The 15,434-nt window shown below is 70.0% G+C and carries 14 protein-coding genes and 1 pseudogene; 12 read left to right on the top strand and 3 right to left on the bottom strand.

The window, feature by feature from the left end; all coding sequences use genetic code 11:
- Window positions 1-8 precede the first annotated feature (8 nt).
- From QF035_RS34575 to QF035_RS34600, 6 genes are all read left to right on the top strand, one after another.
- A complete protein-coding gene (locus QF035_RS34575) occupies window positions 9-1,001 on the top strand; it encodes an adenosine deaminase (protein ID WP_307524515.1) in 993 nt (330 codons plus the stop codon).
- Between the two features lie 351 nt (window positions 1,002-1,352).
- Window positions 1,353-2,465 (top strand): carbohydrate kinase family protein, encoded by a 1,113-nt coding sequence (locus QF035_RS34580; RefSeq protein ID WP_307524517.1) that lies wholly within the window; start codon window positions 1,353-1,355, stop codon window positions 2,463-2,465.
- Between the two features lie 194 nt (window positions 2,466-2,659).
- Window positions 2,660-3,718: a PhoH family protein gene (locus tag QF035_RS34585; protein ID WP_307524519.1), complete on the top strand. Its 1,059-nt coding sequence runs from the start codon at window positions 2,660-2,662 to the stop codon at window positions 3,716-3,718.
- Window positions 3,719-3,730: 12 nt separating this feature from the next.
- Window positions 3,731-4,231 carry an rRNA maturation RNase YbeY gene (gene ybeY / locus QF035_RS34590; RefSeq protein ID WP_307524521.1) on the top strand — a complete coding sequence of 167 codons (501 nt, stop codon included), beginning with the start codon at window positions 3,731-3,733 and terminating at the stop codon, window positions 4,229-4,231.
- Window positions 4,228-5,532 carry a hemolysin family protein gene (locus QF035_RS34595; RefSeq protein WP_307524523.1) on the top strand — a complete coding sequence of 435 codons (1,305 nt, stop codon included), beginning with the start codon at window positions 4,228-4,230 and terminating at the stop codon, window positions 5,530-5,532. The genes ybeY and QF035_RS34595 overlap by 4 nt, the downstream gene beginning before the upstream one ends.
- Window positions 5,529-5,888, top strand: a complete 360-nt coding sequence (locus tag QF035_RS34600; protein WP_307524525.1) for an MmcQ/YjbR family DNA-binding protein — start codon at window positions 5,529-5,531, stop codon at window positions 5,886-5,888. Before QF035_RS34595 ends, QF035_RS34600 begins: the two co-directional genes overlap by 4 nt.
- Here the strand turns inward: QF035_RS34600 and QF035_RS34605 are convergent.
- The gene (locus QF035_RS34605) at window positions 5,850-7,349 is read right to left on the bottom strand and encodes an MFS transporter (RefSeq protein ID WP_307524527.1); all 1,500 of its coding nucleotides are present in this window, start codon (window positions 7,347-7,349) and stop codon (window positions 5,850-5,852) included. The two genes, QF035_RS34600 and QF035_RS34605, sit on opposite strands and share 39 nt — an antisense overlap.
- A 144-nt stretch (window positions 7,350-7,493) precedes the next feature.
- Here QF035_RS34605 and QF035_RS34610 point away from each other — a divergent pair, with 144 nt between their 5' ends.
- From QF035_RS34610 to QF035_RS34630, 5 genes and pseudogenes are all read left to right on the top strand, one after another.
- The gene (locus QF035_RS34610) at window positions 7,494-8,315 is read left to right on the top strand and encodes a helix-turn-helix transcriptional regulator (protein WP_307531646.1); all 822 of its coding nucleotides are present in this window, start codon (window positions 7,494-7,496) and stop codon (window positions 8,313-8,315) included.
- A 163-nt stretch (window positions 8,316-8,478) separates the two neighbouring features.
- Window positions 8,479-8,832 carry a cytidine deaminase gene (locus tag QF035_RS34615; protein ID WP_307524528.1) on the top strand — a complete coding sequence of 118 codons (354 nt, stop codon included), beginning with the start codon at window positions 8,479-8,481 and terminating at the stop codon, window positions 8,830-8,832.
- Between the two features lie 435 nt (window positions 8,833-9,267).
- Complete coding sequence (locus QF035_RS34620) at window positions 9,268-9,744, top strand: hypothetical protein (RefSeq protein WP_307524530.1); 477 nt, start codon at window positions 9,268-9,270, stop codon at window positions 9,742-9,744.
- Window positions 9,745-10,041: 297 nt separating this feature from the next.
- Window positions 10,042-11,367, top strand: a complete 1,326-nt coding sequence (locus tag QF035_RS34625; RefSeq protein ID WP_307524532.1) for a beta-xylosidase — start codon at window positions 10,042-10,044, stop codon at window positions 11,365-11,367.
- Between the two features lie 119 nt (window positions 11,368-11,486).
- Window positions 11,487-12,500: pseudogene (locus tag QF035_RS34630) on the top strand (WxL protein peptidoglycan domain-containing protein); the annotation flags it as partial.
- On the opposite strand, the gene QF035_RS34635 reads toward QF035_RS34630, so the two are convergent.
- Entirely contained in the window at window positions 12,397-12,735 is a 339-nt protein-coding gene (locus QF035_RS34635) for a P-II family nitrogen regulator (RefSeq protein WP_307524534.1), read from the bottom strand. The pseudogene QF035_RS34630 and the gene QF035_RS34635 sit on opposite strands and share 104 nt — an antisense overlap.
- A gap of 171 nt (window positions 12,736-12,906) precedes the next feature.
- Here QF035_RS34635 and era point away from each other — a divergent pair, with 171 nt between their 5' ends.
- Window positions 12,907-13,866, top strand: a complete 960-nt coding sequence (era, locus tag QF035_RS34640) for a GTPase Era (protein WP_269649622.1) — start codon at window positions 12,907-12,909, stop codon at window positions 13,864-13,866.
- A 181-nt stretch (window positions 13,867-14,047) separates the two neighbouring features.
- On the opposite strand, the gene QF035_RS34645 is transcribed toward era, so the two are convergent.
- The gene (locus QF035_RS34645; RefSeq protein ID WP_307524537.1) at window positions 14,048-15,376 is read right to left on the bottom strand and encodes a GH1 family beta-glucosidase; all 1,329 of its coding nucleotides are present in this window, start codon (window positions 15,374-15,376) and stop codon (window positions 14,048-14,050) included.
- Window positions 15,377-15,434 lie beyond the last annotated feature (58 nt).

Raw genomic sequence — 15,434 nt, forward strand, 5'->3', positions numbered from 1 at the left:
ATGCCCTGATGTCCATCCCGAAAGCCGAACTGCACCTCCACATCGAAGGCACCCTGGAGCCCGAGCTGGCCTTCGCGCTCGCCGCGCGCAACGGTGTCGCGCTGCCCTACGCGGACACCGACGATCTCCGTAAGGCGTATCAGTTCTCGGACCTGCAGTCGTTCCTGAACCTGTACTACGAGCTCATGGCCGTGCTCCGGACCGAGGACGACTTCGCGGACCTCGCCGACGCGTATCTTGCGCGGGCCGCCGCGCAGGGGGTGCGGCACGCGGAGATCTTCTTCGATCCGCAGGCGCACATCTCCCGGGGCGTCGGGATCGGGACCGTGGTGGAGGGGCTCGGGCGGGCGCTCGACCGGAGCGAGGCCGTGCACGGGGTCTCCACCCAGCTGATCATGTGCTTCCTGCGGGACGAGTCCGCCGAGTCCGCGATGGAGACGCTGGAGGCCGCGAAGCCGTACCTCGGCCGGATCGTCGGCGTCGGGCTCGACTCCGCCGAGGTCGGGCATCCGCCCGTGAAGTTCCGCGAGGTGTACGAGGCCGCTGCCGCGCTCGGGCTGCGGAGGGTCGCCCACGCGGGGGAGGAGGGGCCGCCCTCCTACATCACCGAGGCGCTCGATGTGCTCGGGGTCGAGCGGATCGATCACGGGCTGCGGTGCATGGAGGATCCTGAGCTGGTGGCTCGGCTCGTACGGGAGCGGGTGCCGTTGACGTTGTGTCCGCTGTCCAATGTGCGGCTTCGGGCCGTGGATGTTCTGGAGGAGCATCCGTTGCCCGCGATGCTCGACGCGGGGCTGTTGTGCACCGTCAACTCCGATGATCCCGCGTACTTCGGTGGGTACGTCGGGGACAACTTCCTTGCCGTGCGGGAGGCGTTGGGGCTGTCCCCCGACCGCCTGCGCGAGCTCGCCCGCAACTCGTTCGTGGCGTCTTTCCTCGACCACGACGAGGAGCGACGGGCGCGGTACCTCGCGGAGGTGGAGATGTACGAGTTCCCGTGACGGAGCCGGGGGTTTTCTTCGCCCCCGCCGCCCCTACCCGTTCCCTTCCCCTGGGGCTCTGCCCCAGACCCCGTGGGGGTGTGTTGTCGGGTGCGGGTCCGGCTGTGGCTGATCGCGCAGTTCCTCGCGCCCCTGAAAGGGGCGCGAGGAACTGCGCAGTCTTTTGGGGGTTCGGGGGCGGAGCCCCTGAGTCAGGGACGATGGGGGTCCCCCCGCTCGAGCGAAGCCGAGAGTGGGGGAGGGTAGGGGCGGCGGGGGCGAAAACCCTTCGGGCGCGGCGTGACACTCCACGGTCGGTGGAGTGATTGGTGCACACTGGCCTGAATCCGCACCACCTCATGGGAGCGCACCGTGACCGCGTCCAACGGAGAGGGACCGCACAGCCGGGCCGCACAGGTCGACCCCCTCGAAGGGCTGCGCGCTCACGACGACCCGCCCTGGGACGTTTACCTCACCGGCACAGTCTTCCTCGACATCATCTTCACCGGACTCGACTCCGCCCCGGTCCGCGGCACCGAGTCCTGGGCGCGCGGGATGGGGTCCAGCCCTGGCGGGGTCGCCAACATGGCCACCGCGCTCGCCCGGCTCGGCCTGAAGACGTCCCTCGCCGCCGCCTTCGGCGACGACCACTACGGCGAGTACTGCTGGGACGCCCTGGAGCAGGGCGAACGCATCGACCTCTCCACATCACGCACGGTACCGGGCTGGCACTCCCCGGTGACGGTCTCGATGGCGTACGAGGGCGAGCGGACGATGGTCAGCCACGGGCACGAGCCGCCCCCGGAGGAGCCCGCCCCGGACTGCCCGCCCCGCGCACGCGCGGCCGTCGCCTCGCTCACGCCCGGCACCCGAGCCCCCTGGATCGCCGGGGCGGCGGGCAAGGGGACGCGGATCTTCGCCGACGTCGGCTGGGACGACACGGGCCGCTGGGACCTCGCCGGGCTCCCCGACCTGGCGCACTGCGAGGCGTTCCTGCCGAACGCCCAGGAGGCCATGCGGTACACGGGCGCCTCGTGCCCCCGCGCCGCCGCCCACGCCCTCACCGAGCACGTGCCGCTCGCCGTCGTCACTCTCGGTGCCGAGGGCGCGTACGCCGTGGACGGACGGACCGGTGAGACCGCCGAGGTTCCGGCCATCGAGGTCGAGGCCATGGACCCCACCGGCGCGGGGGACGTCTTCGTCGCCGGGTTCGTCACGGGCACCCTGGCCGGCTGGCCGCTGGCCGACCGGCTCGCCTTCGCGGGCCTCACCGCCGCCCTGTCGGTCCAGGAGTTCGGGGGGTCCCTGTCCGCCCCCGGCTGGTCGGAGATCGCCGGGTGGTGGCGCCGCGTGCAGTCGTACGACCACCAGGATCCGGCGGCGCTCGGCCGGTACGCCTTCCTGGAACCCCTCCTTCCGGAGATGAGCCGGGCGTGGCCCCTGCGGCGGGCGGTACCGACGATCGGGTTCGGCCGATCCGCGTGAGGGCGCAGGTGGATCCGGGTGCGGTCGGGCGTGGATCCGCGCGGGGGGCACCGGCGGATTCGCCTGGGGCCACCGGTGCGGGCGAAAAGTCCTACGGCGTTGTCGGTGCCCCGTCGTACTCTTGGATGCACAAGGCTGCCGTACCGGCAAGCGTGCCTCACCGAGGAGGATGAGCAGGCCTACAGAGCCGGCCCATGACGCAGACACCCACAGCTCACACCCCCGCGCAGGGGCAGTCACGAGCGCAGTTCACCGTCCCGGCCAAGCACCCCATGGTGACTGTGCTGGGGTCTGGAGACGCCCTTCTGCGCGTGATCGAGAAGGCCTTCCCGGCGGCCGACATCCATGTCCGGGGCAATGAGATCAGCGCCGTCGGCGATGCCCGTGAAGTGGCCCTCGTCCAGCGCCTGTTCGACGAGATGATGCTGGTGCTCCGCACCGGACAGCCGATGACGGAGGACGCAGTGGAACGCTCGATCGCCATGCTGAGGGCGAGCGAGAACGGGGAGGGCGACGGCCAGGAGACCCCGGCCGAAGTGCTCACACAGAACATCCTGTCCTCGCGCGGCCGCACCATCCGCCCCAAGACGCTCAACCAGAAGCGGTACGTCGACGCCATCGACAAGCACACCATCGTCTTCGGCATCGGCCCCGCCGGTACGGGCAAGACCTACCTCGCCATGGCCAAGGCCGTGCAGGCACTGCAGTCCAAGCAGGTCAACCGCATCATCCTGACCCGCCCCGCGGTGGAGGCGGGAGAGCGGCTCGGCTTCCTGCCCGGCACGCTCTACGAGAAGATCGACCCCTACCTGCGCCCGCTGTACGACGCGCTGCACGACATGCTCGACCCGGACTCGATCCCCCGGCTGATGGCGGCCGGGACGATCGAGGTGGCCCCGCTGGCGTACATGCGTGGCCGCACGCTCAACGACGCCTTCATCATCCTGGACGAGGCCCAGAACACGAGCCCCGAACAGATGAAGATGTTCCTCACCCGCCTCGGCTTCGAGTCGAAGATCGTGATCACGGGTGACGTCACCCAGGTCGACCTGCCGAGCGGCACGAAGTCCGGTCTGCGTCAGGTCCAGGACATCCTGGAGGGCCTCGACGACGTCCACTTCTCCCGCCTCACGTCATCCGACGTCGTACGGCACAAGCTGGTCGGCCGTATCGTCGACGCGTACGAGAAGTACGACAGCGATAACGGTACGGAGAACGGCACCCACAAGGGCGCCCGTAACAAGCGAAAGTAGACCAGCGCGACCATGTCGATCGACGTCAACAACGAGTCCGGAACCGAGGTCGACGAGCAGGCGATCCTCGACATCGCCCGCTATGCCCTCGCGCGGATGCGGATCCACCCGCTCTCCGAGCTCTCGGTGATCGTCGTGGACGCCGACGCCATGGAGCAGCTGCACGTCCAGTGGATGGACCTGCCCGGTCCGACGGATGTCATGTCGTTTCCGATGGACGAGCTTCGGCCGCCGTCGAAGGACGACGACGAGCAGCCGCCCCAGGGGCTGCTCGGCGACATCGTGCTCTGCCCCGAGGTCGCCGAGCGGCAGGGCAAGGAAGCCGACACGCAGCACTCCATGGACGAGGAGCTCCAGCTCCTCACCGTCCATGGAGTGCTGCATCTGCTCGGCTACGACCACGAGGAGCCGGACGAGAAGGCCGAGATGTTCGGCCTCCAGGCGGCCATCGTGAACGGCTGGCGTGCGGAGAAGGGCCTGACCGGCCCGTCCCCGGCCCCGACCGTCTCATGAGCCCGCAACTCGTCGTAGGCGCCATCACCCTTGTCGTGGTCGCCTGGCTCGCCGCCTGCGCGGAGGCCGGTCTCGCCCGCGTCTCCAGCTTCCGTGCCGAGGAGGCCGTACGGTCCGGCCGCCGCGGCAGCGCCAAGCTCGCCCAGGTCGCCGCCGACCCGACCCGCTATCTGAACGTGGCGCTGCTGGTGCGCGTCGCCTGCGAGATGGCGTCCGCCGCGCTCGTCACGTACGCCTGTCTGAAGGAGTTCACCGAGACCTGGGAGGCGCTCGCCGTCGCCATCGGCGTGATGGTCCTCGTCTCGTACGTGGCGGTCGGCGTCTCCCCGCGCACCATCGGCCGCCAGCACCCGCTGAACACCGCGACGGCGGCCGCGTACGTACTGCTGCCGCTCGCCAGGATCATGGGCCCGATCCCGCCGCTCCTGATCCTCATCGGCAACGCGCTCACGCCCGGCAAGGGCTTCAGGCGCGGCCCGTTCGCCTCCGAGGCCGAGCTGCGGGCGATGGTCGACCTCGCGGAGAAGGAGTCGCTCATCGAGGACGAGGAGCGCCGCATGGTGCACTCCGTCTTCGAGCTGGGCGACACGCTCGTACGGGAGGTCATGGTCCCGCGTACGGACCTGGTGGTCATCGAGCGCTACAAGACGATCCGGCAGGCGCTGACGCTGGCCCTGCGGTCCGGTTTCTCCCGCGTCCCCGTCACGGGGGAGAGCGAGGACGACATCGTGGGGATCGTGTACCTGAAGGACCTGGCCAGGAAGACGCACATCAGCCGGGACGCGGAGAGCGAGCTGGTGTCGACGGCGATGCGGCCCGCCGCCTTCGTCCCCGACACGAAGAACGCCGGCGATCTGCTGCGCGAGATGCAGCAGGACCGCAACCACGTCGCCGTCGTCATCGACGAGTACGGCGGCACGGCCGGCATCGTCACCATCGAGGACATCCTCGAGGAGATCGTCGGCGAGATCACCGACGAGTACGACCGTGAACTGCCGCCCGTGGAGGACCTCGGCGACGACCGCTACCGGGTGACCGCACGGCTCGACATCGGCGACCTCGGCGAGCTGTACGGCTTCGAGGCGTACGACGACGAGGACGTCGAGACGGTCGGCGGCCTCCTCGCGAAGGCCCTCGGCCGCGTGCCCATCGCCAGCGCCTCGTCGGTGGTCGAACTGCCCGACGGGCGCGAGCTGCGGCTCACGGCGGAGGCCTCGGCCGGCCGCCGGAACAAGATCGTCACGGTGCTGGTCGAGCCCGTGGGCCCGGCCGGCTCCCCCGAGGAGGAGAAGCCGGAGTGACCCCGCAGGAGCTGCGCACGTTCTGCCTGTCCTTCAACGCGACCGTCGAGGACTTCCCCTTCACCCCGGAGTTCTCGGTCTTCAAGGTGCTGGGAAAGCTGTTCGCCCTGACCCGCCTGGACGCACGGCCGCTCACGGTGAACCTGAAGTGCGACCCCGATGACGCGGTGCGCCTGCGCGGCGAGTACGAGGGCCTGATCATCCCCGGCTACCACATGAACAAACGCCACTGGAACACGGTGACGGTCGACGGAGACCTCCCTGACCGGCTGGTCAGGGAGCTCATCGAGGACTCGTACGACCTGGTGGTCGCCGGTCTACCGAAGGCCGAGCGGCTGCGACTCGACCGCCCCTGACGTCCGCCGGCCGAGTCCGACCGCGACCAGCACCGCCGCCCCCAGCACGATCGCCGCGTCCAGTGCCACCACCGTGTGGACGCCGGAGAGGAGGTTCGGGGCCGTGGTGGCCAGGATGCCGAGGAGTGGGATGCCCAGGGTGAGGCCGACCTGTTGGGTGGAGGTCACCAGGCCTGTGGCCAGGCCCTGTTCGTGGTCGGGGACACCCGAGGTGACGGTCAGGCCGTACGAGATGATCGCGCCCAGGTGGCACATGCAGGCCAGTGACACCGCGACCGTGGCCAGCCAGACCGACCAGCCGCCGGTGCCGAGAGCGAGCAGGGAAGCGATGAACGCGCCCTGGCCGGCGAGCGAGGCGACCAGTGTGCGGCGGGCGCCGAGGCGGCCGATGACCTTCGGGGCGTAGGTGCCCGCCACCGCGGACATCACGCCCACGACGCCGAAGACCAGGCCCGTCTCGAAGGCCGACAGGTGCAGGGTCTCCTGGAGGTAGAGCGTCAGGACGAAGATCACCGTCGACATCATCGAGAAGGTGACCAGTCCGCCCAGGTTGCCCCACGCCACCGTGCGGCGGCGCAGCATCGGCAGGGAGACCAGGGGCTCCGCGGTGCGCGACTCGACGTACCCGAAGAGCGCGAGCAGGGCGACTCCGGCGACCAGGGTCGCGATCACGTCCGCGCTGCCGAAGCCGCGTTCCGCCGCCGTCGACAGAGCGTAGATCAGGGCCAGCAGACCGCCGGTGACGGTCACCGCGCCCGGCACGTCCAGGCGGGGACGCTCGGTGTGCCGGGACTCCGGGAGCAGGGTCGGGGCCAGTGGCAGCACGATCAGGGCGAAGAGCGTCAGCAGGCCCATCGTCGAGCGCCAGCCGAACGCGTCCGTCAGGACCCCGCCCGCCACCATGCCGACGGTGAAGCCCAGGGAGAGCAGGGTGCCGCTGATGCCGAGGGCACGGTCGCGGGCCGGGCCCTCCGGGAACGTCGTCGTCAGCAGCGACATGCCCGTCGGTACGATCGCCGCCGCGCCGAGGCCCTGCAGTGCCCGTCCGGCCAGGAACGACGCCGGGTCCCAGGCGAAGGTCGCGAGCAGCGAGGCCGCGCCGAAGAGGGCCAGCCCGGCGAGGAACAGCCTGCGGCGCCCGTACAGGTCACCCATCCGTCCGAAGAGCAGCAGGAATCCACCGGACGGCAGTGCGAACGCCGTGACCGCCCACTGGAGGGCCGACTGGCTCATGCCCAGGTCCTGGCCGAGCACCGGCAGGGCCACGTTCAGCACGGAGAAGTCGAGCGCGACCATGAACTGGGCCGCGCAGAGGACGAAGAGGACGAGTTTGTCTCGGGGGGAGAGGTGGGGGGCGGGGGATGGCGTTGTGGTTGGGGCTGCCGGTTCTCGATCGGTGGGTTCGTGGTTGTGTCCGCGTTCGCGTTCTTGCTCGTGTACGGGGGAGGGTTCGATCGCCATGGCACGAGCTTGTGGCCGTCGGAATATCGGTGGGGAGCCGGAACTTATGCTGGTGGTCGCAACACCAGCCACCCGGAGGGGGATTCGTACGTGGTTGACGACGTGCTCAAGACCCGTCGGCTGAGTGAGCTGCGTGAGTTCCTGATGAGCCGCAGGGCGCGGGTGTCCCCGGCCGAGGCCGGGTTGCCGGACGGCGGTGCCCGTCGGCGTACTCCGGGGCTGCGTCGCGAGGAGGTCGCCGTACTCGCGGGTGTCGGCGCGTCCTGGTACCAGTGGCTGGAGCAGGGGCGGGACATCTCCGTCTCGCCGCAGGTCCTCGACTCGGTGGCCCGTGTGCTGCGGCTGAGCAACGCCGAGCGGCGCCACCTGTATCTGCTCGCCGGGCTCAATCCGCCCGCGCCCGAGGTCGCGCCCGGGGACCGGGACATGTGCGAGGGGCTGCGGCGGCTGATCGACACGTGGATGCCGTTTCCGGCGCACATCATGGACGCGTACTACAACTGCGTCATGTACAACGACGCCGCCGGGGCGGTCCTCGGCATGCGTCCCAAGGACATGCAGAACTGCCTCCTCGACTTCTTCACCGACCCCCTCTACCGGGGGCGGTCGCTGACCTGGCAGGAGAACGCCCGGACGGTCGTCGCCCAGTTCCGCGCCTCCTGCGCCGCCGCGCCCGACGACGAGGGGTTCCAGGACGTAGTGGCCAGGGCGAAGGCGGCCAGTGCCGAGTTCACGGAGCTGTGGGAGAGGCGGGACATCGAGGCTCCGGGGCAGACGCGCAAGGAGCTCGACCATCCGCTGGTCGGGGTGCTGGTCCTGGAGGCGACCGCCATGAAGGTGCCGGCGCGGCCCGACCTCACGATCGTGCTGCACACACCGCTGCCCGAGGCGAACACCTCGGCGAAGCTGGAGTGGCTGGCCTCCGCGGAGGGGCGGCGTGGGGCGATGTATCCGGTTGCCGGGTAGCGCGGGGGTGGCCGGGCAGCGGGGGGAGCAGGGTGGCGGAGGTAGGCGGTAGCCCGGGGCTGCCGGGATGAGTGTGCAGGGTTTGCAGCTGTGTCGGGTCTACGGCTGGGCGGTGTCGCGTACCGCCGCGCGGGGATCGGGTGGGGCTTCGTATGCTCTGGGCATGACCGACAGCACCGCGCTCGATCCCGAGGACCGCAAGATCGTCACCCTGGCCCGTTCCGTGCGGGCCCGCAATGGTGTGCCCGAGGGGGCGGCCGTGCGGGACGAAACCGGCCGTACGTATGTTGCGGGGACCGTTGACCTGCCTTCTCTGCGGCTCAGTGCGCTGCAGACCGCGGTGGCCATGGCCGTGGCTTCCGGGGCGAAGGCGTTGGAGGCGGGGGCTGTGGTGACCGAGGCGGAGTCCTTGGCGGACGGCGATCTGGCGGTTGTACGGGATCTTGGTGGGCCGGGGACGGTTGTGCTGGTTGCCGGGCTTGATGGGGAGGTTCGGGTGCGGGTGGCTGCGGGCTGAGGCCCGGGCGGTTTCCTTTCCCCAGCCCCACCCCGTTCCGAAACCGGGGCTCCGCCCCAGGCCCCGTTGGGTTTGTTGTCGGGTGCGGATTGGGTGTGGCTGGTCGCGCGGTTCCCCGCGCCCCTCAAGGGGCGCGGGTCCCACCGGTCGACTTCGGCCACATCTTCGGTCGGCGGAAGATTCCCCACCGCTTCTCTTGCAATCCCGAGCCGCTCGCGTCTCAATGGACGACAGCTCTTCCGACGGACCGTCAGATTCGTCGCCGCGCAGCGTGCCCGCACACCGCTCGCGGTGACTGGTCCGTGCGCACGTGAATCCCCGCACCGTCGCCGGCCCGCGAACAGGCACCGGTGGCAAGCACGCGTGCCCGCACGACGGCGCGCCCGTCGAACGTCCCCACATGGCAATTCCCGTACAAGGGAAGGGAATCCCCCAATGAGATGCAAGCGACTCGGAATCGGTGCGGCGTTAGCCGCCGGCACCCTCGCCGCCGGCCTGGCCCTCGCTCCGGGCGCCGCGGCCGTCGTCCCCCAGTCCGCCACGATCATCGCCGACTGCGGCACCTACGGTGGCGGTGAGGCCACCCTCACGGCCACCCAGACCGGCACCTCCGCCACCATCACCCTCAGCTCCTCCGAGATCACCGCGCCGCTCGCCCTCGACGCGGACTCGATCGCCTCCACACTCACCATGGTGAAGGCGAGCGGTGGCACGACCGCCTTCACTGGCACCAAGAACCCCGCGATGGCGGCGGGCGACGGTGTCTCGGTCGGCCCGCTGACCGGCACCGTGGCGCCCGGCGACAGCCTGGAGGCGTTCGGCGGCTCCCTGCAGATGGTGATCTTCGGGTTCATCACCGTGACGTGTACGGCGGAGGAAGCGCAGTCGCCGGGCCCGTTCGTGTTCGAGTGAGTCCCGGGCTGTAGCCCTCCCCCGTAGCCCCCCACGAGCAAGTCGAGCCATCGACCGGTGCCGCCTGCGCGCGGCGGCACCGGTCGATGTGCTGAGCTCCCCGGGAGGCGGGCGCGTGGGGATTCCGGAGTACGTCAACTTCCCCTCATCTCAAGCAAGTTGACAGAAACTGATGGCCCATCAGTTCCCGTCCGGTGATTCCATTGACATTTCACACAACCCACACATCAATGTCCCCCTGTCGGCGCAGAAGAACGCGGAAGAGCCGCTGCGCCCGCATCCTCAGGAGGGGCAACCATGGGTTCAGGAACCCGAAGACGCCACCGTTGGGCGGCACTTCTCGGAGCGACCGCACTAGCGGTCACCGGGGGAGGCGCACTCGCCTGTCCCGCGAGCGCGGAGCCTCAGCAGGTCGACTTCGCCACGCACTGCGTCCCGCCGCCCATCGCGGGCATCCCGCCGATCGACGGCACGACCACCGCCAAGATCACGGTGGACAACGCCGCGCCCAAGGTGGGCGACATGGTCATCGTCACGTACACGGTGGTCAAGCCCGCCGCGTCCAACCCGGTCGACATCGCCCTGCCCGCCGACATCATGACGCCCACCGGCAAGGTCACCCTCGGTGGCGCGCAGGCCGGTGACATCACGGTCGCGGGCCCGAAGAAGAACGACCCGGTACCGGGGAAGGGTGCCTTCCCGTCGTTCTCGATGACCGGCACCTTCACGGTCACCACCCCCGGCGCGATCACCCTCTCGCCCGGCGACTACAACATCCACACCAGCTACCTCCTGGAGCTGGACACCCCGTGCACGGTCTCCAACCCGCCCGCCCCCGTCTCCGAGACGGTCACCGCGACGGACGGCGGACAGACCAACAACCGTGCCATCAGCCTCGGTACGGCCTCCGGGAAGCCCGGTGACAGCGTGACCGTCACCGGCGCGAACTTCACCCCGGGCGCCGCAGTCACCCTCGCCGGACGGGCCGGCGCCGCCGAGACCGCCGACAAGGGCACCGCCACCGCGAACGCGCAGGGCGCCATCAGCGGCACCCTGACCGTCAGCGACAAGGCGACGACCGGGGTCGTGGCGTACGAGGGGAGCGCCTGGAGCGACGCGAAGGGTGCCGGTCCCGCCGCCTACGTCGTCATCGACGACACGCCTCTCCCCGAAGGCAGCCAGAAGCTCAACTCCTCGGTCAAGGCAGGCACGTTGTCCATGACCCAGGCCGGTGACACCGTCGAACTCGCGGCGGTCGACTACGGCAAGGGCGGCTTCTCGCGCGGCTCCCTGCAGACGGTCACCGTCAAGGACTTCCGCGGCGGACCCGCGGGCTGGTCCCTGACCGGCAAGGTCACCGACTTCGCCGGTCCCGGCGGGGCGAAGATCGACGCCGCCAAGCTGGGCTGGACCCCGGTCTGCGCCACCAAGACCGGCAGCCCGAGCACCTGCCGGCCCGGTTCGCCCGGCTCGGTCGGCAGCGCGGGAGCGACTCTGGCCTCCACCCCCAACGGCGCGCAGACCGGTGGTGAGTTCACCGTCGACGCCAGGCTGTCGCTGAACGTTCCGGCGTTCACCCCGCCCGGTGCGTACTCCGGCGTGCTGACGCTCACGCTCACCTGACGCTCCCGCTCGCACCTGACGGTTCGTCAACAGAGCTGTAAGCAGGCTCGTTTCATCGGTGGCCGGGCGCGCACCCGCCCGTCCGCCTCGTCCGACTCGCTCACCGGGGGTCCGCACCCATGCGCAAGCCGTTCGTCCTCCTCCTGTTGCTGTTCCTCGGCCTGACCGGGTCGCCCGCGTACGCAGCCGACAACGGCAGCTGGTCCGTCCACCCCGTCTCGACGGACCTCGCCTCGCGGCCCTACTTCCACCTCTCCGCCGATCCGGGGACGACCCTCAAGGACAAGGTCACCGTCGCCAACAAGACCGGGGTGCCACTGACCTTCCGGCTGTACGCGGCCGACGCCTACAACACCGCCCGGGACGGCGGGTTCGCGGTGCGCACCAGCAAGGAGAAGCAGCGGGGCGTCGGCGCCTGGGCGAAGCCCGCGAAGTCCCGGGTGACCGTGCCCGCGCACGGCTCGGTCACCGTGCCGTTCACGATCCGGGTGCCCGAGGGCGCCGAACCCGGCGATCATCCGGGTGCGCTGGTCGCTCTCGACGAGCGCATCGACGGCGGTTCGGGGGCCGTCGAGGTCGGTGTGCAGCGGGCCGTCGGAGCCCGGATCTATCTGCGGGTGGGCGGGCCGACCGTGCCCGCCGTCGCCGTCGAGGACGTCCGCATCACCCACCACCAGCCCCTGGTCCCGGGCATGGGCGACAGCACGGCCACCGTCTCGTACACCCTCCACAACACCGGAAACGTCACCCTCAACCCCAAGGTGGAGCTCAAGGCCGAGGGGCTCTTCGGCCGTACGCTCCTCGCCCGCGACCTGGCCGAGGTCCCCTCCGAGCTGCTGCCCGGGCAGCGGGTGAAGCTGAGCGAACCGTGGCGTGGCGCGCCCCAACTCGACTGGGGCGACGTGACGTTGACCGCCAGCGCGCACGACACCCGCGAGTCGGCGAGTACGTCGTTCTTCGCGTTGCCGTGGCTCGTGGCGGTCGTGCTGGGAGTGGGGATCGCGGGCGGCGTGGCCGTGGGGATCAGGATCAGAGGGCGTCGGGACCGTGCTCGCCCGTCCGTACCCGCACCACCGTCTCCACCGGCACCGTCCACACCTTCCCGTCGCCGATCTTCCCCGTCCTCGCCGCCTTCACGATCCCTTCGATGACGGCGTCGGCGTCCGCGTCCTCGACGACGACCTCGATACGGATCTTGGGGACCAGGTCGACCTGGTACTCGGCCCCGCGGTACACCTCCGTGTGGCCGCGCTGGCGCCCGTACCCACTGGCCTCCGTGACGGTCAGCCCGTGCACGCCGATGTCCTGGAGGGCGGTCTTGACCTCGTCGAGTCGGTGCGGCTTGACGATCGCGGTGATGAGCTTCATGCCGGGGCCTGACCTTCTGCGGGTGCGGGTGCGGGTGCGGGTGCGGGTGATGGGGAGGGGCGGGGAGTGGCCGGAACCCCGTGATCGTAAGGCCGTCCAGGCCTGTGTCGTAAGGTCCTGGCCGGTGTGCCGGGCCCGCTGGGTGCGGCGGGGCTCCGATGATCAGGGACAATGGGCGTCATGAGCGTTCGTACCCAGTCTTCCGAGCCGTCCGAGGCGATCCACCGCGCCGGCTTCGCCTGCTTCGTGGGCCGCCCCAATGCGGGCAAGTCCACCCTGACGAACGCTCTGGTCGGCCAGAAGGTGGCGATCACGGCGAACCAGCCGCAGACGACGCGGCACACCGTGCGCGGCATCGTGCACCGGCCCGACGCCCAGCTGATCCTCGTGGACACGCCTGGGCTGCACAAACCGCGCACGCTGCTCGGCCAGCGGCTGAACGACGTCGTACGGACGACGTGGGCCGAGGTCGATGTGATCGGGTTCTGTCTGCCGGCGAACGAGAAGCTCGGTCCCGGTGACCGTTTCATCGCGAAGGAACTGGCGTCGATCAAGAAGACGCCGAAGATCGCGATCGTGACGAAGACCGACCTCGTGGACAGCAAGACGCTCGCCGAGCAGCTCATCGCCATCGACCAGCTCGGCAAGGAGCTCGGGTTCGAGTGGGCCGAGATCGTGCCGGTGTCCGCCGTCGGGGACAAGCAGGTCGATCTGCTCGCGGATCTGCTGGTGCCGCTGCTTCCGGAGGGGCCCGCGCTCTATCCCGAGGGTGACCTCACGGACGAGCCCGAGCAGGTCATGGTGGCCGAGCTGATTCGTGAGGCCGCGCTGGAGGGGGTGCGGGACGAGTTGCCGCACTCCATCGCCGTTGTCGTCGAGGAGATGCTTCCCCGCGAGGACCGGCCTGCCGACAAGCCTCTTCTCGACATCCACGCGTTCGTCTATATCGAGCGGCCCAGTCAGAAGGGGATCATCATCGGGCCCAAGGGGAAGCGGTTGAAGGAGGTCGGGATCAAGTCGCGCAAGCAGATCGAGGCGCTTCTGGGTACGCCGGTTTTCCTCGACCTCCATGTCAAGGTCGCCAAGGACTGGCAACGGGATCCGCGCCAGCTGCGCAAGCTCGGCTTCTAGACCTTTTCCTTTTCCCCAGCCCCGCCCCTTCCCGAAACTGGGGCTCCGCCCCGGGCCCCGTGGGGTGTGTTGTCGGGTGCGGGCCCGGATGTGGCTTGTCGCGCAGTTCCCCGCGCCCCTGAAAACCTAGGGGCGCGGGGAACTGCGCAGTCTTTGGGGGTTCGGGGGCGGAGCCCCCGGCTCACCCTCCCTGGGTTCGGATCACGTCCCGTAGCCAGCCGTACGACGCCTTCGGCGTTCGCTTCAGCGTGTCGAAGTCCACGTGGACCAGGCCGAAGCGGCGGGCGTAGCCCTCTGCCCATTCGAAGTTGTCCAGGAGCGACCACACGAAGTAGCCGCGGACGTCGACGCCCTGGTCCGACGCCCGGTGCAGTGCCCGGAGATGGCCGTCGAGGTATGCGATCCGGTCCTGGTCGTCGAGGCCCTCGTACGAGCAGCCGTTCTCCGTGATGACCACGGGCGGGAGCCGGTCGCCGTACCGCTCGCGGAAGTCCACCAGCAGTTCCGTGAGCGCCTCCGGGACCACCGGCCAGCCGAAATCCGTCACCGGGTAGCCCTCGATCTCCCTTACGGAGAAGGGGAGTTCGGCGGGCATCGTCAGTCCGCCGAACTCGATCTCGGCCCCCTGGGGCGCGCCCACCCTGGTCGGGGCGTAGTAGTTGATCCCGTACCAGTCGATCGGCTCAGAGATGACCTTCAGGTCGGCCTCGACGTCCCCGGGCATCAACTCACCGAGCCCGTCGGGGTATTGGCCCGTCAGCACCGGGTCCGCGAACAGCCGGTTGAGGAGCAGGTCGTAGAAGCCGGCCGCCTCCAGGTCCTCCGGTTCCTGGGACGCGGGCCAGGTCGGGCCGTGTGAGTTGGCGATGCCGATGTCCGTGACTCCGGCCGCACGCAGGGCCCGTACGGTCAGGCCGTGGCCCAACAGCTGGTGATGGGCCACGGGGAGCGAGTCGAAGAGGAGTTGCTTTCCCGGCGCGTGCGCGCCCAGGGCGTGGCCCAACAGGGTGTGCTCGGCAGGCTCGTTGAGGGTGATCCACTTGCTGGTCCGGTCACCCAGCCGGTCGACCACCACGGCGGCGTACTCGGCGAAGCGCTCGGCCGTGTCCCGGTTCAGCCAGCCGCCCGTCTCCTCGACCGACACCGGCAGATCCCAGTGGAAGAGGGTCGGGACGGGGCGTATGCCCGCCGCGGTCAGTTCGTCGACCAGGCGGTCGTAGAAGTCCAGGCCGCCGGGGGAGTTCACCCGCGGCCAGGAGACCGAGAAGCGGTACGCGTCCACGCCGAGGTCGCGCAGGAGCGCGACGTCCTCCGGGTAGCGGTGGTAGTGGTCGCAGGCCACCGCCGCGGTGGAGTTGTCCTTGATGTGCCCCGGTTCGGCCGTGAAGGCGTCCCAGACCGAGGGGTCGCGCTTGTCCGCCGCGCCCTCGATCTGGTGGGCCGAGGTGGACACGCCCCAGAGGAAGCCGGCCGGGAACTGGGGTATCGGGTTCGTCGCCGTGTTCGCCATGCGCGCGATCATCTGTAGCGGCGGTTGGTGAAGTCAACGGGGTGGGGTGAACTGGCCG

It is taken from the genome of Streptomyces umbrinus (genome assembly GCF_030817415.1).
In the GTDB taxonomy this organism is placed as follows: Bacteria; Actinomycetota; Actinomycetes; order Streptomycetales; family Streptomycetaceae; genus Streptomyces; species Streptomyces umbrinus_A.